Consider the following 23,613-nt stretch of genomic DNA (forward strand, 5'->3'; position numbering starts at 1 on the left):
CACTGAAGACTGACATTCACGATCATTGAAAACTGACATGGGTGTCGGGGTCTTCTGGCCGGCATCCACCACCCGTTGGGGTGGCACCTCCAGCGTGTTGAGCGACCAAGCCACAACACGGACCGGAGGTGCCGCTCTCCATGATGACCCAGGAGAACTACGTGAATATCAACGACCTGCATGCGCAGGGATGGACGATCAAAGAGATCGCGGAGCACACCGGATGGCACCGCACGACGGTGTCGGATCGGTTGAAGAACGGCCCGCCTCCCGAGGCTCGAGCCGGCGAGGCGTCGGTGATGACCGAGCACTGGCAGCAGCGCGTCGACACGATGGTGAAGAAGTGGCCGAGGATGCAGGCGGTGAGTATTCACAACAAGCTCGCTGCGACCGGCTTCGAAGGTTCGTATCCGACGGTGGTGCGCGCGGTGCGCGATATCCGGGGTCCTCGGTTCAAGGCAGCGAACTCTGTGTCGGTGCCGATCCACACCGATCCCGGTGAGGAAGCCCAGTTCGACTTCTGCGACCTGGGGTCGTGGGCGGCACGGTTCGGGTGGCAGATCAATCTGGTGGCGTTCGGGATGATCTTGTCGTGGTCGCGTTGGCGGATGTGGTGGTTCACCACGTCGGAGGATCGTCATCACACCTTCGAAGGGATCGCCCGGTTCTTCGACCAGATCGGTGGTGTCCCGACGGTGTGTCGCACGGACCGGATGGGAGCACTCGGCCGGTCTCAGGGCCGGCGCTTCGAGTTGCATGCTCCGACGGTCGGTTTCGCTGCGCACCACTCGACGAAGATCGCGTCGTGCCAGGCCGGTGACGCGAAACGGAAGGGCAAGGTCGAGCGTCCGTTCCGCCAACTGCAAGAGACGTTCCTGCCCGAGGTCGAACACGACGGCATCCCCACAGGTCTCGATGATCTGAACCGGCGAGCAGTCGTGTGGCTGACCGACCGGGTGCACGCGGTCGAGTCACGAACGACCGGGGAGACACCGCTGGATCGGTTGGCGGTCGAGCGTGACTTCCTCGGCGCGTTGCCGCGGGTGCGGTTCGACTCGGATTACGTGGAGGTGCGTCGGGTGCACAACGTGTTGCCGTTCGTGTCGATCGACGCGAACCGATACTCGGTCCCGCCAGAAGCGTTGGGGCACAAGGTCGAGATCCGACGCAAGGTCAACGGCACCACTGTCGAGATTCGTCTCGCCGGTCGCCTGATCGCAACGCACCGCCTCGTCGACGGTCGCCGTGTCGACGTGTGGGATCCGGCCCACAAGCTCGCTGCCGAGGCCCTCGCATTGGGTTGGGACCCGTCGGGTCCGGACCTGCGCGTCGTCGCCAACCAGGTTGACCCGCCCTCGGCCGAGCGACTCGAGCTGGGCGGCGACTACGACGTCGCACCGCCCGATCTCGACGACCGCTACCCGGTCGCCATCGATGACGGCGAGGTGTCGGCATGAGCGTCTATGAACAGATCAAAGCCGACCTCGGCTACCTCAAACTCGACGCCGCTGCGGGCGCGTTCGCGATGCTCGCTGAGCAAGCCAAGACCGAGAACTGGTCCCACATCGAATACTTGGCCCGCCTCGTCGCCGAGCAGGCAACCGCAGATCGAGACCGCCGCCTCACGGCCAGGTTGCGCTACGCCCGGTTCCCCTACCGACGCACAATCGACGACTTCGACTACGAGTTCCAGCCCTCCGTCGACCGCAAGCTCGTCGAGGACCTCGCCACCCTGCGCTTCATCGACGAGAACCGGCCCATCCTCTTCTTGGGCCAACCCGGGTGCGGCAAGACCCACCTCGCTGTCGCGCTCGCCACCTTGGCGGTCGAGGCCGGCTACCGCGGCTACTTCAGCACCGCCGACAACCTCTGCCGCACCCTCGTGCGCGCCTCCATCGAAGGCAACCTCGCCTCGAAGATGAAGACCTTCACCGCACCCACCGTGCTCGTGATCGATGACGTCGGACTCCTCCCGATCGGCGGGACCGAAGCATCGGCGGTGTTCTTCCAAGTCGTCAACAGCCGCTACGAGAAAGGCCACCCCACGATCGTGACAACGAACCGAGGACTCCCAGACTGGGGCACCATCTTCGGTGACACCGTCGTCGCCGCAGCCGTTCTCGACCGGTTGATGCACAACGCGATCGTCTTCAACATCAAGGGCCAGTCCTGGCGTCTACGCGAGCACAACGGCCTCGAGATCGCCACCACCAACCCCGGCGACCGAGGCGCCAACTAACCTCACCACCCACCGACCAGAACACCGACCCCATGTCGGTTTTCGATGATCCCCGATGTCGGGTTTCCCTGATCGCTCACACAAGCTGTCGGTGACGGCATCCGGTCTTGCATCGGCCGCCGTAGCCGCAGCATTCGCGGGCCCCGGTATCCGATCGATCGGTCAGATCGCAGAAGGAGCGCCCGGTTCGCTCGTCCAGACGGGCCCCTTTGGAAGCCAACTGCACGCGAGTGACTACGTAAGTGAGGGCGTGCCGACGTTCATGCCCACTGACATCGCCAACGGGCGCCTTGATATCGCCGGAGCCGCCAAGATCACCGAATCGAAGGCGAACGAACTGGGGCGTCATCGGCTGCGCTCGGGCGATCTTTTGTTTGGTCGAAGGGGCGATCTCTCTCGTTGCGCCGTGGTCCCAGACGGAGCTGCAGGCGGGCTGTGCGGCACTGGTTGCCTGCTCGTCAGGATTCCGAACAACGTGATTGCCGCCGATTGGCTGGCCCTCGTCTATCGACACGACTATGTCCAGCGACAAGTCCTCGGGCGAGCGGTGGGCAGCACGATGCTCAATCTGAGTGGCGGACTTATTCGTTCGCTTCTTGTGCCGCTGCCGACGGAGGAGTCCGAGCAACTCATGGCGGCCTTCCGCTCGAACGAGCAGCGTCTCGAAGCCGAGAGCAACCAGCACTCGAAGCTCCGTGAGCTACGAAGGGGCCTGGCCTCGGACCTTCTGTCGGGCCGCGTGCGGACGGTGAAAGCGTGAGTCTTGGTCCCGAGTGGGAGAAGGTCGAGCGGCCCTTGCTCGATCAGCTCGCATCGCTTGGTTGGGACACCCTGATCTGGGGCGAGCACCTCCCGAGCGACGACTGCGATCGGTCATCGGAGCGCGATGTTCTGCTGGAGAAGCGGCTCCGGGTGGCGCTGTGGCAGATCAACCTCGGTCCCGACAGCGTCGAGTGGCTCGACGAGGCTCGGATCAACTCAGCCGTCGCGGAGTTGCGGTCGATGCCAGCTGGGGCGAAGTTGCTCGAAGCGAACCGATTGTCGACCAATCTGTTGCTCGGCGGGGTGACTGTGCCCGGCCTCGATGGTTGGGATGGTGGTCGGGACCAGACGATCAACTACCTCGACTGGGACAACTGGTCGGCCAATGACTTCCTGGCGGTGTCGCAGTTTCGGGTGGCGACGCCGGGGCAAGCGAAGGACATGCGGCCTGACGTGACGTTGTTCGTGAATGGCATCCCCCTGGTGGTGATCGAGGCGAAACCGCCGGGCAAGGAGAGCGCGATCACCGACGCCATCGATCAGCTCCGTCGCTACGCGAACCAGCGTGGAGGTCAGGTCGCTGAGGGGCCAGAGCAGTTGTTCTGGACCAATCAGTTCACGGTCGCCACGACCGGTGAGCGGGCTGAGGCGGGCACATTCTCGGCGGAGGCCGAGCACTACCTCGCCTGGAAGGACCCGTACCCGACGAAGGTCGACGAGCTGGCCGTGTCGCTCGGCAAGTCGGTCGACGAAGTCAGCCAACAGGAGGTCTTGAGCGCCGGGATGCTGGCGCCCGAGCGGCTGCTCGACATCGTGCGGCACTTCACGCTGTTCATGGAGCTCGACTCGGGCCCGACGGTCAAGCTCGTCGCTCGCTATCAGCAGTACCGGGGCGTGAGCAAGGCGATCAACCGGATGCTCACCGGCACGACGAGGGCGGTCGATGGGCACGTCGATCGGCGTGGCGGGATCGTGTGGCACACCCAGGGATCGGGCAAGAGCCTGACAATGGTGTTCCTCATCCGGGCGATGCGTAGCCACCCCGAGCTTCGCCGCTTCAAGATCGTGCTCGTCACCGACCGCACCGACCTGCAAGATCAACTCAGTGACACCGCAGCGCTCACCGGTGAGACGATCAAGGTCGCCCGCAACGCCAACGAGGTGAAAGCACTCCTGAGCCAGCCCGGCCCCGGCGTCGTCATGGCGATGATCCAGAAGTACCGCGACACCGACAACGGCGGTGGCGACGGACTGTCGGGCAGTGAAGCGTTCGGGACGCTCAACGAGTCGGACTCGATCCTGGTGATGGTCGACGAGGCGCATCGCTCGCACGGCTCGGCGCTGCACGCCAACCTGATGAATGCGCTCCCCAACGCAGCACGTATCGGGTTCACCGGCACGCCGATCATCATGGGTAAGCGCAAGAAGACCCTCGAGATCTTCGGCGGTTACCTCGACCGGTACACGCTCACCGAGTCCGAAGCCGACGGTTCGACCGTGCCGATCTTCTACGAGGGCAAGACCACCGACGCCGCGGTCGCCGGCGCATCGAAGATGGACGACGTGTTCGCCCGTTGGTTCTCCGGGCTCACCGACGACCAGCGCGAACTCCTCCAGAAGAAGTACGCCACCACCGCCCAGGTGCTCGAAGCGCCCGAGATGATCGCCGCCAAGGCACGCGACATCCTCCGCCACTACGTCGGCACCGTCATGCCCGACGGCTTCAAGGGCATGATCGTCGCCACCAGCCGCAAAGCCTGCATCCGCTACTTCGACGCACTCAACATGGCTCGGGACGAACTCGTCGCCGAGATCGAAGCCTTCACCTCAGAGGACGACGGCCGTCCGTACGACCAGCTCGACGTCGACGAGCAGTTCCTCCGCAGCGCCGCCGGGCAGCTCTACCTGCTGCGCGATCTGGACTTCGCGCCGGTCATCTCGGCTGACCACAACGATCCGCCGGAGTACCATCTGTGGAGCGACAAGCTCCGCCAGAAGGTGCGCACCAACCTGTTCAAGCGGCCGCTCGGCCCGGTGACCGACAATACCGACCCGCTCGCGATCTTGATCGTGAAGTCGATGCTGCTCACCGGCTTCGACGCGCCGCACGCTCAGGTGTTGTACCTCGATCGGCTCATCCAGGAAGCCGAACTGCTCCAAGCGATCGCCCGGGTCAACCGCACCGCCCCGAAGAAGTCGTACGGGCTCGTCGTCGACTACTACGGCGTCGCCGGCCAACTCACCCAGGCGCTCGCCGCCTACACGAGCACCGACGGCGAGAGCGACCCTGATGTCGACGGCGCGCTCCGCCCACTCGTCGCCGAGATCGCCAAGCTCGACCCCCAACGCGAACGCATCCGCCAGCTCTTCGTGCAGCGAGGCGTCGACCCGTCAACCGAGACCATCGAGGACTGCATCCTGCTCCTCGAAGACGAGCGCCTGCGGGCCGAGTTCGATGTCGGGCTCAAGCAGTTCATGTCCACCTTCGACACGGTGCTCCCGCGGCCCGAGGCGCTGCCGTTCGTCGACGCGGTCAACCTGTACGGCGAGATCCAGGTGCTCACCCGCCGCCGCTATCGAGACGACGTCGACGGTGACTTCGACCCGCACAAGTACAAGGAGAAGGTGCGTCGCCTCATCGACCAGCACATCACCGTGCTCGACCTCTCGCAGCGGATCGCGCCGATCAAGGTGACCGACGCTGAGTTCGCCGAGCACGTGCGTGGCATCGTGTCGCCGCGCACGAAGGCGTCGGAGATGGAACACGCCATTCGCCACCACGTTCGCGAGCACCTCGACGAGGACCCCGCCTACTACGACCGGCTCTCGCAGCGTGTCGACGAGATCCTCGACAAGCTCGAAGACCGCTGGGAACAAATTGCGATGTTCGAAGAGATCATCAGCGAGATCAACGCCGGACGCATCGACGAACAGGACACCGGCCTCGACCCCACCACGGAGCTGCCGTTTCACGGACTGATGGCCGAACGCGTCTCGAGCTCCGACGGTGCCGCCGCCGACGGGCTCACGGCCCTCACCCGTTCGCTCGTCGCCGACGTGCGAGGTCAGATCGCCGTGGTCGGGTTCTGGGAGAACAGCACCAAACAAGACGAGCTCCGCAAGGCCGTCAAGCGCAAGCTCGACGACAGCAACCTCTTCAGGTACGACGACCTCGACGAACTCGCCGTCGATCTCGTCGCACTGGCGAACGCGAATCGCCAGAGGTTGCGATGAGCGCAGGCATCCACTCACTCGATTCGCTGACCGCCGGCGACCTCGTCTTCACGATCGCCCCGCCGACCGATCGGACGACGTTGGAGATCACGGTTGACCGCGACGCGTTGCTCATCCTCCGGGCACCGACCTGCGCGTCACGTGAGCGCGTGGAGCGGTTCATCGAATCGAAGCGACCGTGGGTATATCGCAAGCTTGCCGAGAAAGACGCACTCGTCGCACCGCCCATCCGCAAGCAGTTCGTCGACGGGGAAGGCTTCGCCTACCTCGGGCGCAACTACCGGCTCAAGATCGACGACATGGTCGACGGCGTTCGCCTCGACCGCGGGCGGTTTCTGATGTCGACCGCGACCGCGGCTGAGGGTGATGCTGCGATGCGTCGCTGGTATGTCCGCTCCGGTCAGGCGTGGCTTCAGCGCCGCGTCGAACCGTGGGCGAAGCGAATGGGAGCGGCTGGTGTCGATGTCGCTGTGCGTGACCTCGGCTACCGCTGGGGTTCGACCAAGGGCGACACGCACATCAATATCCACTGGGCGACCCTGCAGCTTGCGCCGAGCCTCATTGACTACGTCATCGTCCACGAGCTCGCCCATCTCAGAGAGCTGAACCACACCGACCGCTACTGGGCCGAAGTCGCCCGGGGCATGCCCGACTACGAACGCCGCCGCAATGAACTCACCACGGCCGGTGTGAAGATCTGGACCTGCCGTGACTAACTCGACGTCAAGCGGTGAGGGGCACGCTTGTCTTTGTCTCAGAGCCGTTGGTCGCCGTAGCGAAAGTGTGCTGGAAACACCTCGGCGATTCGCTCACTGAACGCATGCAAGGGTTCTTCGCTCCATCCGTAGTAGCCAACGAGTCGGGCGAAGACGCCCTGGAAAACCACAACGGGCACGAAGACACTGTTGGCGATGAAGTCGCGAGTCACGAAGCGCGTCATCTCTCGCCGCCCGGGTTCATCGTCGATCTTGTACAGCTGTAGGTCGGAGTCGAGGGATGTGTGGGCATGACCACTCAGCACCTTGTACAACGACTTCGGTCGTTGGCTCGGATCGGGCCACATCCACTCCGCAAGCTGGTCGACCAGCGCCGTCGTTGTACCTAGTGAGGTGCCGCTCAGTCGTAGCCGGCGCGGGCTTGAGACGTCGGAAGTGGCCGAATCGTGGTGCTGAACGTACGCCCCGGTGATTCGTGCGACTTCGGACTCAGCACGCAGCAGATCGGCCTGTCGCTGAGGGTCGGACGGGTCAAGGTCAAGGTAGCTGGCAGCGAGTGCCTTCCCATTGAAGGCGCTGTCCAGAATAAGGAGGTGCGCGCTTGCGTACATTTGGAGAAGCAGTTCATTGGAGATGGCCTCGCCAACGAGAACGGTGCCGAAGTGGCCGACGAACGGCTGGACGTAGATGCGGAAGATGTTTGAGCACACCTCGAGCACGCCGCGACTGTGAGTGGGAAGCGACCAGGCGACCTCGCCGGATTCGAGGATCGATCCCATTTCTCCGAGCCGGCCTCCAGCAGAGTTCGCCAACATCAAACCCACCTGGTGAAGAGTTTCGGCAGGGCCGGAAGCTGGCCATGCGCCGCCTGGCCAAGTCTCCAACTCAGTTGCCGCCTGAGCAAACTGCGCTTCCGTCTCAGGATGTGCATTGAAGCCAGCCTTGTTCGCCTCAAAGTACGAATCTCGCCCGAGCCGGCAGAGTTCGGCGCAAGCCGCAAGGAACTCTGTGAGGTCATTCGATAGACGCGCCTCGTAGCCGATCGGGCCCCGTCGCCCCGTTCCGATCCGTCCTTGCTCGCCGACCGCCGGCTGCCGGAGCCGCAGCATCGGGCCGTTCTTCTCGAACAGGTTCCGATACGTATCGCGATTAGCGCGGGCGTGAAGTTGATTCGATTCGACCGGGCTTCCATCACCTTTGGCGTAGAGGCCCTGTGCGTTGATCATCTCGGCTAGATCAGAAATTTTCGTCCATTCGTTACCACGCTGACGCAGGACGGCGGCCATGGCCTCGTGGAGAGTCATGGGTCCGGCGCTCGCGCCAGGTGCGAGACCTCCGGCCCGCTCGATGAGATTTCTCAGCTCAGCGACCGATTGTGAGAGGCCTCCGATCTGAACCTCAACATCGTTGATCGTTTTGGTGAGGTCGTTCGACATCCAGTGAGTTTCGCGACTTATCAACCACAAAGCAACCCATTTTCAATAACCCTGGTGAAGCCGGTGGCACGGCGAGTCCGGCTGGGTTCAAACTGCAGTGACGTAGTTAAGCTTTGGGGGCGCTTCGACTCAATGTCTGAGCGGCGATGAAAGTTGACTTCAACACACATCGTCACGTTGAATCTTGGTGCGTTATAGTTAAACGCATGGAGGTTGAGCGGTTTGCGCAGAGTCCGGTCGGAAGCGTCGTGCCGATCAGCGGGAGCGACGCCCGGTTCGGCGAAACGTACGAGCACTGGGCGTTCGTGCCCGCCGCTCTCGCCGACGAAGTGGAGCTTTCGCCGGCCGCTCGCGACGCTGTCACCGAGGCAGCGCTCGCCCTTGGGCGGCTCGACCAGGCAGGAATGCAGATTCCGAATCCTGCGCTTCTTCGTCGTCCGACTCTTCGTCGAGAGGCGCAGAGCACGTCAGCGCTTGAAGGTACCTACGCACCGCTCATTGACGTGTTTGGTGTAGAGGACAGCGCTGAGGCGAAGACGCCGGAACTCAGGGAGATTCTCAACTACGTAGCTGCCGCAGAGTACGCCTACCAGTGGGTCGGTGAACGTGGCCGAATCACCCGCGGTTTGATCTGCGAGCTTCATGCGATCCTGATGCACGGCTCTGACGCCGATGCAGATCGCGCTGGGGAGATTCGCGACATCCAGGTCGTCATCGGGTCAGGAGGCCGCATTCAAGAGGCGCGCTTTGTCCCGCCCCCGCCGGGCCACGAATTGGAGACCGGCCTCACCGATCTCCTCGACTGGATCGATCGCCCGAAGACGAGATCGGCGCAAGCCGTCGTTGACAGCGCACTTGCGCACTACCAATTCGAGACACTTCACCCGTTCCACGACGGCAACGGACGAATCGGCCGTCTCCTGATCGTTCTTCAACTGTTGGCCGGCAAGGTGCTGAGTGAACCGCTATTTGCGGTCTCGCCGTGGTTCGAGGCGAGGCGAGCGCAGTACCAAGACGAGCTCCAGAACATGAGCATGACCGGCGACGTCGATCGCTGGGTGTCGTTCTTCTGCGAAGGCATCCGAGCTCAGGCCCAAGCGACTGTCGAAAAGATCACCGCCCTCCTTGCATTCCAGCAGGAAGCAATGTCGACCGTGCGCGGAACCGGTAGGCACTCGGTCGCGGTTGATATCGCCGGCGACCTGGTCGAGCGCCCGGTCCTCAATGTTGCGTCGACTGCGAGGCGGTACGACGTGAGCTTCGTCTCGGCGAACAAGGCTGTCGCGAAGTTGGTGGACCTCGGCCTTCTCGTCGAGACGACCGGCCGCGGGCACGATCGGGTTTTCCGATGCGACCGAGTCCTTCAGATCCTGGAACGCTGACGCTGGCACCTATGACCGCTTCGATCCGGATCGCTGGTGGTTGAGAGCGAAGTTGATACGTCCACGCCGAACCGAAACGAACTACTCAACTGCGGTCGCTTAACCCGCCCGCCGACACGTTCTTCGTTTCAAATGCTTAGGTAACCGCCACTCCAGAGACATTGTCGAGGCTCAGGCCATGGATGCTGACGCCTTCGCGACGAACGTTCCGCCAGAACTCGGTCCGGCCCCGCAGCTTTGATCCAGCCTGACTCAGGCTCACCTCGACGACCTCGACGGAGTTGCCAGTGATCGCTCTCGCCTCATCTCGCCAGGATTCCAGAGCGGTGGCCCAATCGTCGTCGTCGTCTTCGATCGAGTCCGGCCTGACCACCACCACGTCGATGTCGCTGTCGGCGCCGGCTTCGCCACGCGCAAACGATCCGAAGATGACGACGCTCTCGGGTGGAGTCGTCATCGCGGCGGCCGCCAGTCCGATTCGCTCCGCCGCCGCGTTGCGGGAATGAGCGATCTCGATCACTGCCTGGGCAGCAACGTTCGAGCGGGCGAGGAGAAACTGAGACGAAGGTGGAACCTCGTAGCGCTCGACGAGGCCAAGGTCCACCAGACCTGGCATCACTCTCGATGCTTGTGCCGGACTCACGCTGGCGAGACGAGCAAGAGTGCGCAGGCTCAATGGAGCGGTGGTCTCTACAAGAGCAGCAAGGATCCGACCCTGAGCACCGGGAATCACAGCCTCAATCGGTCGGACAAAATCCACACCCGGAACCGTAGCAAGCGTGCATCATAAATGAAACAATCGTTCCTTAGATGTGCGCTATCTGGCTGACTTGTGCGATTCGGCTACTTGTCAGGAGTCTGGCTCGTCGATCTTGGCGCCGTTTGCTGGCCACGGTTGCGGTTGCGAAGGTTGATCTCGTCGGCTAGCTGATCGAGTTCTTCTGCGGTGCGGTCGTACACCAGGTGGAGTGCTCGCTCAAGCAACGCAACCCCTTCGAGCACATCCTTGAGCGGTAGCGCAGCGGTGTGGCTGCCATCGTTGCCGATCCATTTCACAGCTTCCAGGACCGTCGCGACGTCCTGTCGTGAAGCAGCGAGTCGTTGGATCCGTGTGTGGGTCGTTCCGCGCTTGGGGACGCCGAGGTCTGTGAGGAGGTACTCGATCGAAGCTCGGAGTCGATTGGCAGCGCTCGACGGGTCCATCCAGACGACCTGCGAGGCCGACTCAATCGCTCGCTTCACATCCTCAGGCGTTCCGTCCGGAACGGTGAGCAGACGCAACGGGGGATCGCAGTATCTCAATTCGTAGAAGGTGTCGTACTCGCCGTACCAGTGGCCGCCCTCATCGACGTCAGCATCGACCTTCATCTTTCCTGCGACGAGTGCGATCGAGCGACAACTACGATTGCTGCATTCTGCCTGCACAGTGAAGTGCCCATGGATCCACTCCGGCTCCCAACCCTCATGATCTTGGTAACCCGCTGCGATGTCGATCTCGGTGGGCTTGCCGATCTGAAGTTCACCGGTCGAGCACTCGCCACACGGCAGCCGAGGCCAGTTTCCTTGCGGGAACCAGGAGCCCAACGGCAAGAGCGGAAGGGTGATTGGCATGAAGCGGACTCTACGACGGAACTGCCCTCGGCGCCCCAACTCGTTTGTCCCGTGAAGCCCGGTCAGAGTCGTCGAAAAATCATGCAAAGCTGACGCCACGTTGGACGCTCGAGTCGACGTACCCGCTCCCGATCTCGCTACTCACGGGAGCTCAGGCTCCAATGTGAGTGACGCCCACTGCCACCGAGGCAAGCGTTGTCGCATCCAGTTGATTAGCGCCTCACCTTCTGCCGGCATGCGGCCGAATCCGGTGAGGCAATCGATGGCGACCTGCGCGAGCGATGCGAACACAACCCCGTCGTCTTCCCAGGTGCGCTGGTACACGATCGGATCGCAGGGAACGGCGATGACGACGTTGCCACCGGTTTTGGTCGGGCGGAGCCGACGGGCGTCGGCAAGTCGCTCTGGGTCATCGGTATAGACGACGGCGATTTCGGGGGCGGTAACCGAGACGAGGCGGTTCGATGCGTAGGAGCCGGTGACTGCCCAGCGTTTGAGCTTCGACGACGAGAGGTCGCTAAGGAACTGCTCCGGGCCGGCGGGCGCAATCCAACTCGTCGTCTCATTGTCGGCGAGCAGGCCATAGGTGCGCGTGACCTGACGGATCATCGCTTCCCAATCAACGCGCTCGATCGGCTTGCGTGGCTGGCGTTCGATCAGCAACTCTTGGCCGAGCCCAGTGAGGAGTCGCGAGACGTAGCCAGCGTCCATGTCGAGCGCCTGGGCGAGATCTCCGAGACCGTAGGGCGGTGTCACTTCGGCCAGGGTGCGTTGGAGCGCCCAGGCTCGCGGGCCGCGGAGACTGCTCAGCGTCTTGGAACGCGGGGCTGGGTCGCGCGGAGCCCCGTCAGCTTGGACGACGACCAGCGGTTCATTGAGAGAGATGGACAGGTTTCCGGTGGAGTCGGCGTAGCTCTGTGCGCGATCGCCGAGGATCGTCCTCGTGCGAGGGCTGAGCCAATCGGAGATCACGACGGTCGGCTCGTCGAAGTCCGGAAGCGCCGCGGCTGCCCGAGGATCCATCCGTCTTCGGACGAACGCTTGCACCTCGAAACGGTCACCGGCAGGGGAGACGAAGCGGATGATCCCGCCGTCAGCCGTCCGCGATGCCACCGACACTTGCCAGCTCGACGGGAGCCGGTCCGCGATCTCGCCGCCGGCGCTGGCGAGCAGCTTCTGAATCACCTTCGGAGTCGGTTTGCGGGCCATGTGAGAATCGTTTGAATCGTGAGGAGGGATCGAGTTCCAGTCTGAACTTATTTGCTCAGATCGTCAACTTGCCTGAATCAGGCAAGTTGTCGTGTCACGCACGACTTCTAACCATTCTTCTAACCATTTGGTCGTCACGGGCCGATATCAGCTGTCACAGTCCATCATTCCGAGTCCGCGAAACCCGTGCTAGAGGGCACGAACTAACACAACCCGTCACAGTCCGACACCACCCCGAGCCAGCTCATAACCCGAAGGTCTCAGGTTCGAATCCTGCCCCCGCCACGAACGAAGAACACCAGTTCAGAGGCCCTTCTCGGGAGATCGGGAAGGGCCTCTGACGTTCCAAACTCGCCTGCTCGTACAACATCCGTACAACAGAGTTGACCTTCGGGTTCGACCCGGAAGGTCAGAGCACAGAGCGTTGGATCCGCCGGCGGGCTTGTTTCGCAGGCGGACGCCTGTCCGGTCATCACGCCTGGCGGGCCGCCGAGGATGTTGTGCCGGCTTCGGGGGCCGTTGCGCCAGGCATGAAGGGGAATGAGGCTCACCGATTGCACGAGAGGTTCGGGACTGCCCTCGAACTGCGCGATTATCGAGTGGCCTCCGTCGGTCAGAGGGCGTGCGACTTCGCCGGCGATGCGGCGCGTTGGCGTGCTTCTTGCCCCAGGATTATCGCTCGGGCGTGATCCGTGCTCATCGAAGGCGCTCTCGCGGAGCAGTGAGATCTGCTGGCGGCGTGACGGGTGCGGAAGGGGCTCGCAAGAGTCGCATCTGGGCGATGGCGAACGTTCCGACGATGACCGCGATGATTCCGATGATGGCTGCACCGCTGCTCGAGTACCAGCCGGCGATGATCGTCGCGATCGACGCGGCGACCCAGCCGCCGTCGGCCAAGCTGACTGCCGGCACCCACCGGCGCAGACTCTGCACGTTCGAGCGCGACAACGCGATGACGGTGAGCGCGAACGCAACGAGGCTGGCACCGACGACACGAACCCAGCCGTCCCATCCCGCACGCGGCCGAACTCGCCGACCAACGACAGGTTCACGCACCTGACCGACCGGCGCTGGACACCAAAGACCCTGTGCGGAATCCGATGGAACACGATGGCCGGAATCGCGTCGACTGGTGCGGACACCGACGAAGACCGAACACCCACCTGTCGGCGATGCCTCGCCATCCTCGACCGCTGGTTCCCCGAACCCGACGCTGCTCGCGCTCGCCTGTTGAGCCCCGAACGATGGTGAGCCCGGCCGCTTCGAGTTCGGTGGAACATAACTCGAGCGCGGTGGCGTCGGGGAGTTCCCAGCCGGCGAACGCCAGACCGTCTGCAGCGTCGGTGGGTCGGACGATCACGCGGAAGGGTCGGTCGTGGACCTTCATTGCGATTCCGTCGTCGTGGGAGATCACCTGGGTTCCCAGGAGCTCCGACTACGAGCGTCAGGGATCGAGGTCCGAGACATCGATCCCGATGGAGCCCAACCCTCGAAGGTTCATGCGTCACCCCGTGTGATCCTCCGACTCGAGGCGACGCTCCGAGCGGTTCCGACAACGGTGGACCTCGCGTGCGCCATGTCGCATAGGGTTCGACGTTCCAGACAGAGAGGGGCGCCGGTGGCGATCACATTCGAACCTGCTGACGCCCGCCGCGACCGGACAGTGCTGACCGAGCTCAACGTCGCCTACCTCGCCTGGTTGGACACGAACATCCAAGAGGCCTTCGGGGTCGACTTGCCGGCATTGTTGGGGCAGCCGATCGCCGACTACGTGGCCGCCACGCTCGACAAGCTGTGCTCAGCGGAGCCGCCCGAGGGTGTCTTCTACCTCGTGCGTCGCGACGGCTCGGTCGTCGGCATGGGCGGCGTGCGCCGCACCGGCGATGGGGCATCAGAGATGAAGCGGGTCTTCGTACGCCCGGACCAACGCGGCGGCGGGCTGGGAGCCGTCATCGTGCGGCGTCTGATCGCCGACGCGGCATCGTTCGGGTATGCGAGCATGCGGCTCGACTCCGGTCCATTCATGACGTCAGCGCACCGGCTCTACGAAGCCGAGGGGTTCCGGGATCGACCCATCTACGACGGTGCCGAAGTACCGAGTGAGCTGCACCACGACTGGCGGTTCATGGAGCGCAGCCTGCCATGACGAACTCACGGACCGGCGCTCGCGGCCGTGCCGATCCCGAACGGTGTCCGATCACGCACTCCGATGCCTGATGAGGCGCTGCCGAACGAGCCGCTTCACCGGAACGGCTTCGCCGATTCTCGCGCAGCAGACCCAATCGAACTCATCACCATCTCATCTCAACTGCGCTCGGTCCGTTGCCAGGCCCTTTCTCCGCTACACAATGATATTGTTGTGGTGTGATTCCTGTGTTCGGTCTTGGCAGCGGGCGAGCACGTTGCGTCGTGGGACGAAGTGGTCGAGCGGTTCGGCTGGACGGAGCGCCGCCGACGGCAACTCGATGGTCTTGCCGCCGCAATCGAGTGGCTCGCTGATGCGGGTTGTCGGCGCGTTTGGTTGAACGGAAGCTTCGTCACGGCAAAGGACGAGCCCGGCGATTTCGACGCCTGCTGGGACACCGACGGAGTCGATCTCGGCGCTCTCGACCCGGTGCTGCTCGACCTGTCCGATCACCGCTCAGCACAGAAGTCACGCTTCGTTGGGGAGCTGTTCCCGAACGTCGTCGAGACCCAGTCCGGCCTGTCGTTCTCGGAGTTCTTTCGGAACGAACGCGACACGAGTCGCAAGGGAATCGTTGTCATCAATCTCTCGAAGGGAGACGCATCATGATCACCAACGAAGTGCAGTACCGCGCCACCAAGGCGCACCTGGACCGCTTCGACGAGGCCGCGGCCAATATCGAGTCGCGGCCTGGCAAGCGGACCAAGCTCGATCAACTGGAACTCGACGCCGTGCGATCGCAAGCCGACGACTTGCGCACCGAGTTGGCCGACTTCGAGCAGCTGCGAGCTGGCGCGCTCTCGACGTTCGAGGCAGGCTCCCTCGAGGAGCTGGCGACCGTGCTCGTGCGGGCGCGAATCGCACGCGGCTGGACTCAGCGTCAACTCGCCGAGAAGCTTGGCGTGGCTGAGCAACAGATCCAGCGCTACGAGGCCAACGACTATCGATCGACGAGCCTTGCCCGGCTCTGCGACATCGCCGACACTCTCGGCGTCGTCATCGCCCAGCGTGGAGAACTGACCACATCTGCCTGATCGCTCGTGGGTTCAACTTGAGACGGGTCCGACAAACCGTCGGTGCGATTCGGTTCATCGATGGTGTCATGCGTGGAGGGTCGGACGAAGCCCGGAACTTCTCGCGGTTCTTCGAACGGACCAGTCGTCCGGTTTCGGGATGCGACCATTGCCGGGCGTAGCCTCTCGGTGTACCGGCCATGCATCAGGCTGCCGAAGACTGTGTCGTGAGCTCGAGGGGCGTCAGCCTTCAGCGGCGCAAGGGTCGTCGATCATCTCCACACCAGGCACGACCGACTGGAGTTCTGCCTCGGTCAGGCTTCGGTCGACGGAACGACAGGCGAGCGTCACCCAGTTGTCTGGATCGATCGAGATCTCGAGCAGGCCTCGGTCGTCGGCGACGAGCACGGTGCGGCCGTCGGCGGCCACTTCGAATGCGCCGCGGAGACCAGCGGTGCGGTGAAGTGTTCCGATCCGGGTGGCGGAGTCGACGTCCCAGAGCACGATCGAGCCGTCCTCGGACTGGACGATCAGTCGGGCACCATCGGCCACGAAGGCCATGCGGATGGGGAAGGGCGCATCGTTGTCCAGTTCGGCAATCGGTGAGCGGTCGGCGTCGACGACGGTGATCGTGCCCGACCAGTCACCGATGGCGGTTCGCGATCCGTCGGGCATTGCGGCGATCGCGCCGATGGACGCACCAACCGTCACGGTGTCGGGTTGTTCGCCGCTTCCTGGGTTGATCCAGCGGACGTCGCCGTTGATGTCACCCACCGCGATCACACCTTCGTTGCGGTCGGCGAACTCGGCAACAGTGATGCCGGTCGCATCGACCCGGACATCGGCCTCACCGGCGATGCGGTCGATCACGACCACTTGACTCCGGCGAACTGCTTCGCCGCCTTCGGCGAGGACGAGGATGTCGCTCGTCTTCCCGACCCGCGGAGCGATGAAGCTCTGCATGCCGGGTGCGACCAGTTCGGACAGGTCGATCGTCTGGATCGTCTCACGACCGTTCGATTCCACGTAGGTGAGGGCCTCGATGTCGGCGGTGATGAAGCGGCCATCGCCGATGGGTCGGCTGTCGCGTGTGGGGAGTGACGGTCCGATGTCGATGGGGTCGGCGCCGCCCGGCGCGGTCGGAGTGGCGAACCATTGCTCTCGCATCGACCCGTCTTCGACCGCCACGATGCTGACGGCACCGCTTGCGTCGGGAGCGACGAAGCCGGCGACACCCCAGTCGGGAATCGGGATCTGCGCAACGACTCGGCTTGGCGCGTCGAGGTCGAGTGCGATGACGCCCAAGCTGGAGGCGAATGCACGCAGCGTGCGTTCGCCTGTGTACTGCAGCGTGACACCGGTAGCGAACTCGATCGGCTCGGTGAGCGGTTCACCCGTGGTGGTGTCGAAGATCTCGATGCCATCAGCCGTGCCGACGGCGATCGATCGTCCGCTCGGGCTGAACACGAGGCTGGTGTTCACACTCGCCTCGATGATCAACGGTTCGGGTTCGCCGGCCGTGAGGTCGATCACGTAGGTCGGTCCGCTGCGATCCGATAGCGCGAGGAGCGTCCCGGTCTCGTCGACAGCGACGACGTCGGTCTGCGCCGGACGAGGGAAACGCTGTGGTTCGCTCGACCCGTCGACCGGCGTGATGATGAGCGAGCCGGAGTCGTCGAGCAGCGCTGCGATGGTGCCATCGCCGGATCGCGCGATGGCGAAGACACCTGGTCCGATGTCGACCGATGACCGGACCTCGAAGTCGGGGAGTGAATGCACCACCAGCCGGCCGTCGGGGTAGGCGGCGGCGAGGTCGCCGATGCCGTCAGCGGTCGGGCCCGGCGCCGTCACAAAGAAGTCACGCGCCGGCTGGTCGGCGAGCAGGTCGCCGGTGTCGATGTCGTAGAGCAGGAGCCGGTCGTCGTCGACGGCATACAGGAACTCGCCCCGAGGGTCAGTCGTTGCAGCCCCGGGCGCCGTGTCGAGTTGTACCGAGCGGGTGGTGCCAGCCTCCACATCGACGACGTCCACGCTGGCGTCGTCAGACACGTACGTGTAGTAAGGCCCACTCGCGGGCTGGAGCACGAGGCCCGTGGAAGGGCGTGGTGCGAGCAGTTGTGTGGCCCGAGGGTCCGCCGAGAGCGACTCCAACAATCCTGCGGCCACGTCGGGTGAATCGGGGGTGCTCCGAGCGCTCGCTTCGACCGCGAGGAGCATGGCAGTGATCGGGTCGCTACCGGACAGCACCCGGGCCGTGCTGGCGACCGCTGCGACTTCCGCCGCTTGCCGGGTGGCATCGGACTCGGCTCGCGCCTCGTCGGCTTCGGCGGCGCGATCGTCGGCGCGCTGGCTGGCTGAGAGCGCGAGACCCGTCGCACCGAGGGCCACGACGAGCAGCACTGCCAAGGAGGTGACGAGCGCGCGAAGGCGGGTCAGGCGCGAACGCTCGCGTGCAATGTCAGCCTCGTGGGCGGCGGTCGAGGCGGCGAGGAATCGCGACTCGGTATCGGAGAGTTGGCCCGGGTGTCCGGCGCTCCACTGTGCTGCAGCGGCGAGACGGTTCCCTCGGTAGAGCAGGCTGGCGTCGTCGTTTGCTTCCGACCAGGCGTTCGCCGCGGCGGCGAGGTCGTCGAGCAGACGGAGACCGTCGGCTTCCTCCGATATCCAGCCCGCAAGGCGTGGCCACTCGCGAAGCAGGGCTTCATGACTCACCTCCACCGTCGGGTCGCGGGTCGTCGGGTCGCGGTCGAAGGCGAGGAGTCGTGCCCGACCGAACGCGTCGACGACGTCGTTCGGGATGGTGGCGATCTCGGAACGTCGAGCGCGCCGACGCATCGGTGTCGACGGCGTGCTGACCGTGACGAGGCGGTTGAACAGCCGACGGGTGGCGTCCTGGTCTGCAGGTGAGAGTGCGCTGACGGTCTCTTCAGCGCGCTGCGCAAGCCCGCCGGTCACGCCGCCGAGCCGGCGATAGTCGGCGAGCGTCATCACCCCGTCGTCGGCGCCGGCCTCGAAGACCTCGGTCATGACGTACTGGACCATCGGCAGCGAGCCCGGTGAACCGGCAGCATCACCGACAATCTGTGCGACCAATCCGGGCTCGACCGCCATGCCGACGTGTTCGGCTGGGCCGATGATCGCATCATGTAGGTCTTCGATCGAGAGCGGGGTCAAGAGCACCGTTCGGTTGCGAAGGAGGGGGCCGGCCGTCGGATGATCCAACACGCGACCGATGAAGTCGGCCCGACATGTGATGACGACACGCAAGTCGATCGCCGGGTGATCCAACGCATCGCCGATTGCGGTCAGTAGCCGGTCGCGTTGCGCATGGTCGGACAGCGTGAACAGTTCTTCGAACTGGTCGATGGCGAGCACCAGCATGCTGTCGGGATCACGGGTGATCGATCGGAGCGCGGTTGCCAACCGAGCGTCGTCGCTCCCCAGTTCGGCGGCGAACCCGGTGAGCGGCGTCGCAGCGATGCGAGTGAGCGCGATCTCGAGTTCCTCGAGTGGGTAAACACCCGGGACCATCGTCGCGACGAGGGCGCCGGCCGCTCGATACCGGGGCAGGAGCCCGGCTCGAACCACCGACGACTTGCCCGAGCCGGACGGACCGACCAGCGCGGCGACGCTGCGGTGACGAATCGTCTCGGCCAGTTCGTCGACGATCTCGGCGCGCCCGAAGAACAGATCGGCATCGGCCTCGGTGAATGCGGCCAGTCCTCGAAACGGGTTGGGGCCGACCGAAGTCGCCACGCTGCTCGTCCCGCCTGAGCCGGTACCGTCGTCGAGCAACAGATCGGCCATCACCGACACGGCGCTCTCGCCACGGTGTCGGAGCCGTTCGGCGAGGGCGATGAGCTGACGGTGATGCGACAGCGTCGAGGAGGACATTGCGTCGGCGCTGGTTGTGGCGATCAGGTCGTCGACGAGGTCGGCCAGGTCGGCCAGGTCTCGCTGAGGTGAGATGTCAGTCGTGACGAGATCGAATCCGCCGACCACGGCGCTCCCCCGATCATCGAACCAGATCGTGTCGAGTCCGACGTCGCCGTGTGCGACTCCGCGCTGGTGTGCGGCCCAGAGTGCGTCGATGACCCTGGTGACCGTGTCCCATGCTTCGGCGGCGGTGAATGAGGTAGTGCGGCGGCGCGCACCGAGCGTGCCGCCCGCGTAGTGGCGGGTCACGAGGTAGGCGCCGCCTGGTTCGCGCCAGTAGTCGTACACGGGAGCGATGCCGGGGTGTTCGAGTGCCGCAACGGCTTGAGCTCGGCCCTCGAACCGACGCACGAACGCCTGGTCGTCGGCGAGATCCGGCGAGATCACCGTGATCATCACGTCGCGATCGATCGAGGGCTGGACCGCATGATGGATCGTGCTCTGCCCCGCCTCGGCGATCGGTTCGCGTAGAAGGTAACCCCGCAGCGGTCGCCCGTGAGGGCTGCCATCCAGGCGTGGGTCCTCCGCGATGATCATCGACTCGACCTCGGTGATCGCGCCCGAAGGTTCCAGACCGGTCTCATCGGCGAGGAACCGCGCGTAGTCGCGCCCGGCGCGCAGTGCTTCCGCCTGACGGCCGCTCCGATACAGAGCGATCATCAACTGACGCCGTGCCGCTTCTCGCAGCGGATGTTCGGCGACGAACGACTCGATCTCGGCGATCGCTTCGGTGTGGCGCCCCGCTTCCACCTGGGCTCGGGCACGGAGTTCACGAGCCACGAGTCGCAACTCGTCGAGGCGGATGGCTGACGCCGAGGCCCACTCCTCGCCAGCGAACTCGTCGAACGCGTCGCCCGACCACATTGCGAGCGCTTCGTTCAGGACGACCCAGGCGGCAGCCGGTTCACCGGCCGCAAGGCGGCCGCTCGCTCGCTCCACGGCATCTGCGAACACCCTGGCGTCGGTCGCAACGTCGCCACTCAACCGGTAGCCCGGCGCCTCGGTCACGACGAGATGTGCTCCATCGGGTGCGCCGGACGACTCGAGGTTGCGTCGCAGCCGTGCGACGTACGTTCGAAACGTCTTGGTCGCAGCATCGGGTGGCGCATCGACCCAGAGTTGATCCACCAGGCGGTCGGTCGACACCACTCGTCCGTCGGCAGCAGCCAGCATGCCGAGCAGCCGCCGCTGGTGAGCGCCCTTCAAGACGACCGCTCGACCGTCGATGTCGGCCCGGATCGGACCCAGCACGTTCACGGTCAGCACGCTGAGTTCCTGTCGTCGGATGCGGTCATGTCGCAAGCCTCCTGAGCCAGGGTTGCGTCTCGGTTGCACGACCGTCTCTGCCGCTCCGCCCCAGCGCACAAGCGTAGTCCACAGGGATCACGCCGGTTGTTCGCCGCAATTCTCTGCCGCGTTCCAGGTGGAGGAGGTCATCGTGCAATCGGCGTGCAACCCCGAGTCCGCAGTGTTCAGGTCGTTCACGAAACCCAGAACAGATCGAGGAGATCGACATGAACACCTATACCCACCATCTGGCCGATCGCATCGCTGCGAACCACCACGACGACCTGATCCGTTCGGCTGCTCAGCGAGAGTTGGCGGCTGGCATCGGTACCGTCTCGACACGCCGCCGCATTGCATTGTCGATGTTCTCCACCAGGCGTCGCCGCTTCGTGTCGGCCGCTTCGCTCGGGTTGTCCACCGCGCTTGCTGTGGGGGCCCTCGCCGTGGCGGCTCCGACCTCGGTCGAAACGCCGCCGGTCGAAGCACCGATCGTGCAGCACCACTCCCTCGACTTCCCGTACAGCGACAGCGTGGTGTTCGGCCGCCACCTGCGTGCCGTGTGACACGCCGTCAGCTCACGACGACAGGATGCGGTTGTCGTGAGCGAAGACGATGGCGGCGTTGCGGTCGCGACGGTCGAGTTTGGTGAGCACCCTGCTCAGGTGAGTCTTGACAGTGGTGTCGCTGACGAAGAGCTCCGCGGCGACCTCCCGGTTGGAGAAGCCTCGCCCGACCGGACGAAGGACGTCGAGTTCCCGGTCGGTCAGCATCGACACGTCGGCGCGTTCGCGAGGGCGTGGTCGCGGGAGGCGGCGAGGAGCCGGCCGGCGACGTGTGGATCGATCGAGGTGCCGGCGGCTCGGAAATCCGTTGCCCGATCCCATCGGACCTCCGTGCTGGTTCGTCCACGGGTTGTCCGGTCTCATCGACATCCTCGGCCCGCCCGAGGATCAACGGTCGGGCCTGCTCGGCGAGGACGTCGACTATTTCATGCTGCCGCCCCTCGTCGCCGGTGATCCGGCACCCGTCCACGTGGGGATCCTCCGAGCGACCTCACTGACCGACCGGCCCGAAGTGCGGGCGCTGATGAATTTCATCGCCAGCCCGAGCTGGGGTGAGGTCTGGGCCGGAGTGGACTCGATCGGCGAGACGTTCTTCTCCTCGAACCGACGCTTCGACACACCGGCCAACGATCGCAGCCGAACATCGACGTCCGACTCCGGATCCACGAGGATCACATGCGTGCGCTCGAGGACGGCTCGTGGCGTGCCCTCGACGTCGTTGCCCACTCGATTGCCACGGACTGGATCGACCGACCCGCCCTCGCCCGCCAAGCTAAGTTGAAGCAGGCGTCGGAGACCGAAGCCGAGATCGTGGAGCAGCGGAACAAGCGCCTCAGCTTCGATACCACGCGACAAGCTGTCGACGGATGGGTGGGCCGATCGACTGACCCCAGCAATGTCCCGCCCCCTGCCCCGCCCTGCCGGCCGACCAACGAGTGGAGCGAGCTGAACGACACAGACCTCGTTCTCGCCAAGTGGGCGGGACGCGGACCCGCCGACTACATCCCCGAAGGGGGCGGAGACCCGAACCGACCCACCAAGTCGTGGGACGAGATGGAGGACACGGAGCGGTACCGCGCCGAGATATTCGGCTACGAGCCCGTTGGAGACAGATGGCAGCAAGCACCTGAACCGCCAGAGCGGCTGACCCGGCGAAAGCTGCCGACAGTGCAGCCGCCGGGCCGGTGATGCCGGTCCTCCGGCAAAGAGTTGTGCGATCGAATCTGTCGTCAGGCTTTGAGCCTGATATCGATCTTTTCGAGGGTGGTGTCGAGAGCCTCAAGATCACGCCAGGCGCCCGACAAGGTCTGCACCTTGAGGAAATAGTCGCTCATCAGGTTGCCGCGCGAGCCGAGCCACTTTCCCGACCACATTGATGTCACCGCAGCGGCCGACGCTGCATCCGCATCGGGGGCGGTTCGTGGCAAGCGCTCGAGATGATCGAGCAGTGCCGCGTCAGTGATTGAGCCGAGTTCCGTGACTTCGTCGACAACCTCCTCAAAGCTGACGCCACGAGCGGTGGCGACTTCGGCGATCACGGCACAAATCGCTCCTCGGTACTTGCCGACACCTCGTAGGCCACTGATCGGTTCACGTTGCAGGCCAACCGTCGGTCGCGGCGACTCGGGACCGGCGAGAATCGATGCTCGCTCGCAGAGTTCCACCATCTCGTCGGTCTTGCGGTCCTTGTCCAGGCTCCATGGCTCAGCGCGGCCGGAGCCGCCCATTTCGCCAAGAGCCTGGTCGAGCGCTGCGTAGGCGGCCCCGATTTCAGAACGAAGCTCCTCATGGTTCTCGTAGGCGATCAACCCCCACGGTGAGTTGGTCTGAAAGACCTCGCGCACCGCCTTGTGGAGAGTCCACGACTCGTCTGGGATAGCGCCGGCTTGAAAGGGGCGGAACTTGTCAGAGAGTTCGGCACCGATTTGCGCCAGCACGTCGTTTCGCTCATCCGTAGCACCGCTCATCTACAGATCATTGCGGACTGTGCGTCGTTCCGCACACGGCGATGGGGCTCCTGTTCGAAGGCGCAGGCCGCGG

General features: G+C 64.4%; 19 protein-coding genes. 11 read left to right on the plus strand and 8 right to left on the minus strand.

Annotated features, from left to right (window positions below):
• Window positions 1-128 precede the first annotated feature (128 nt).
• The 5 genes from istA to ACE37B_RS14950 are packed head-to-tail and all read left to right on the plus strand — an operon-like array spanning window position 129 to window position 6,951.
• Window positions 129-1,457, plus strand: a complete 1,329-nt coding sequence (gene istA, locus ACE37B_RS14930) for an IS21 family transposase (protein WP_409924117.1) — start codon at window positions 129-131, stop codon at window positions 1,455-1,457.
• Window positions 1,454-2,239, plus strand: coding sequence for an IS21-like element helper ATPase IstB (istB, locus tag ACE37B_RS14935; RefSeq protein WP_409924118.1), 786 nt, complete (start codon window positions 1,454-1,456; stop codon window positions 2,237-2,239). The genes istA and istB overlap by 4 nt, the downstream gene beginning before the upstream one ends.
• Window positions 2,240-2,294: 55 nt before the next feature.
• Window positions 2,295-2,999, plus strand: a complete 705-nt coding sequence (locus ACE37B_RS14940) for a hypothetical protein (RefSeq protein ID WP_409924119.1) — start codon at window positions 2,295-2,297, stop codon at window positions 2,997-2,999.
• The gene (locus ACE37B_RS14945; protein ID WP_409924120.1) at window positions 2,996-6,235 is read left to right on the plus strand and encodes a type I restriction endonuclease subunit R; all 3,240 of its coding nucleotides are present in this window, start codon (window positions 2,996-2,998) and stop codon (window positions 6,233-6,235) included. Before ACE37B_RS14940 ends, ACE37B_RS14945 begins: the two co-directional genes overlap by 4 nt.
• Complete coding sequence (locus ACE37B_RS14950; protein ID WP_409924121.1) at window positions 6,232-6,951, plus strand: M48 family metallopeptidase; 720 nt, start codon at window positions 6,232-6,234, stop codon at window positions 6,949-6,951. Before ACE37B_RS14945 ends, ACE37B_RS14950 begins: the two co-directional genes overlap by 4 nt.
• A 38-nt stretch (window positions 6,952-6,989) precedes the next feature.
• Here ACE37B_RS14950 and ACE37B_RS14955 read toward each other — a convergent pair whose 3' ends face one another.
• Window positions 6,990-8,387 carry a hypothetical protein gene (locus tag ACE37B_RS14955; RefSeq protein WP_409924122.1) on the minus strand — a complete coding sequence of 466 codons (1,398 nt, stop codon included), beginning with the start codon at window positions 8,385-8,387 and terminating at the stop codon, window positions 6,990-6,992.
• A 146-nt stretch (window positions 8,388-8,533) separates the two neighbouring features.
• On the opposite strand from ACE37B_RS14955, the gene ACE37B_RS14960 reads away from it, so the two are divergent.
• The gene (locus ACE37B_RS14960; protein ID WP_409924123.1) at window positions 8,534-9,769 is read left to right on the plus strand and encodes a Fic family protein; all 1,236 of its coding nucleotides are present in this window, start codon (window positions 8,534-8,536) and stop codon (window positions 9,767-9,769) included.
• Window positions 9,770-9,905: 136 nt separating this feature from the next.
• Here ACE37B_RS14960 and ACE37B_RS14965 read toward each other — a convergent pair whose 3' ends face one another.
• The 4 genes from ACE37B_RS14965 to ACE37B_RS14980 all read right to left on the minus strand — a co-directional run bounded on the left by ACE37B_RS14965 (window position 9,906) and on the right by ACE37B_RS14980 (window position 13,645).
• Window positions 9,906-10,529, minus strand: coding sequence for a nucleotidyltransferase domain-containing protein (locus ACE37B_RS14965; RefSeq protein ID WP_409924124.1), 624 nt, complete (start codon window positions 10,527-10,529; stop codon window positions 9,906-9,908).
• An 83-nt stretch (window positions 10,530-10,612) separates the two neighbouring features.
• Window positions 10,613-11,380 carry a DUF4145 domain-containing protein gene (locus ACE37B_RS14970; RefSeq protein WP_409924125.1) on the minus strand — a complete coding sequence of 256 codons (768 nt, stop codon included), beginning with the start codon at window positions 11,378-11,380 and terminating at the stop codon, window positions 10,613-10,615.
• Between the two features lie 141 nt (window positions 11,381-11,521).
• Complete coding sequence (locus ACE37B_RS14975) at window positions 11,522-12,589, minus strand: hypothetical protein (RefSeq protein WP_409924126.1); 1,068 nt, start codon at window positions 12,587-12,589, stop codon at window positions 11,522-11,524.
• Window positions 12,590-13,285: 696 nt separating this feature from the next.
• Window positions 13,286-13,645, minus strand: coding sequence for a hypothetical protein (locus tag ACE37B_RS14980; RefSeq protein ID WP_409924127.1), 360 nt, complete (start codon window positions 13,643-13,645; stop codon window positions 13,286-13,288).
• A gap of 562 nt (window positions 13,646-14,207) precedes the next feature.
• On the opposite strand from ACE37B_RS14980, the gene ACE37B_RS14985 reads away from it, so the two are divergent.
• The 3 genes from ACE37B_RS14985 (at window position 14,208) to ACE37B_RS14995 (ending at window position 15,808) form a co-directional block, all read left to right on the plus strand.
• Complete coding sequence (locus ACE37B_RS14985; RefSeq protein WP_409924128.1) at window positions 14,208-14,735, plus strand: GNAT family N-acetyltransferase; 528 nt, start codon at window positions 14,208-14,210, stop codon at window positions 14,733-14,735.
• A gap of 237 nt (window positions 14,736-14,972) precedes the next feature.
• Complete coding sequence (locus ACE37B_RS14990) at window positions 14,973-15,383, plus strand: DUF6932 family protein (protein WP_409924129.1); 411 nt, start codon at window positions 14,973-14,975, stop codon at window positions 15,381-15,383.
• Window positions 15,380-15,808 carry a helix-turn-helix domain-containing protein gene (locus tag ACE37B_RS14995; protein ID WP_409924130.1) on the plus strand — a complete coding sequence of 143 codons (429 nt, stop codon included), beginning with the start codon at window positions 15,380-15,382 and terminating at the stop codon, window positions 15,806-15,808. Before ACE37B_RS14990 ends, ACE37B_RS14995 begins: the two co-directional genes overlap by 4 nt.
• 222 nt (window positions 15,809-16,030) lie before the next feature.
• Here ACE37B_RS14995 and ACE37B_RS15000 read toward each other — a convergent pair whose 3' ends face one another.
• Window positions 16,031-20,989 (minus strand): BTAD domain-containing putative transcriptional regulator, encoded by a 4,959-nt coding sequence (locus tag ACE37B_RS15000; protein ID WP_409924131.1) that lies wholly within the window; start codon window positions 20,987-20,989, stop codon window positions 16,031-16,033.
• A gap of 248 nt (window positions 20,990-21,237) precedes the next feature.
• On the opposite strand from ACE37B_RS15000, the gene ACE37B_RS15005 reads away from it, so the two are divergent.
• Window positions 21,238-21,573, plus strand: coding sequence for a hypothetical protein (locus ACE37B_RS15005; protein ID WP_409924132.1), 336 nt, complete (start codon window positions 21,238-21,240; stop codon window positions 21,571-21,573).
• Window positions 21,574-21,585: 12 nt separating this feature from the next.
• On the opposite strand, the gene ACE37B_RS15010 is transcribed toward ACE37B_RS15005, so the two are convergent.
• Window positions 21,586-21,780, minus strand: coding sequence for a response regulator transcription factor (locus ACE37B_RS15010; RefSeq protein ID WP_409924133.1), 195 nt, complete (start codon window positions 21,778-21,780; stop codon window positions 21,586-21,588).
• Window positions 21,781-22,248: 468 nt separating this feature from the next.
• On the opposite strand from ACE37B_RS15010, the gene ACE37B_RS15015 reads away from it, so the two are divergent.
• The gene (locus ACE37B_RS15015; protein WP_409924134.1) at window positions 22,249-22,761 is read left to right on the plus strand and encodes a hypothetical protein; all 513 of its coding nucleotides are present in this window, start codon (window positions 22,249-22,251) and stop codon (window positions 22,759-22,761) included.
• 41 nt (window positions 22,762-22,802) lie between these two features.
• Here the strand turns inward: ACE37B_RS15015 and ACE37B_RS15020 are convergent, their stop codons facing one another.
• The gene (locus ACE37B_RS15020) at window positions 22,803-23,540 is read right to left on the minus strand and encodes a hypothetical protein (RefSeq protein WP_409924135.1); all 738 of its coding nucleotides are present in this window, start codon (window positions 23,538-23,540) and stop codon (window positions 22,803-22,805) included.
• Between the last annotated feature and the right edge of the window lie 73 nt (window positions 23,541-23,613).

This window comes from Ilumatobacter sp. (genome assembly GCF_046290335.1).
GTDB lineage: Bacteria > Actinomycetota > Acidimicrobiia > Acidimicrobiales > Ilumatobacteraceae > Ilumatobacter_A.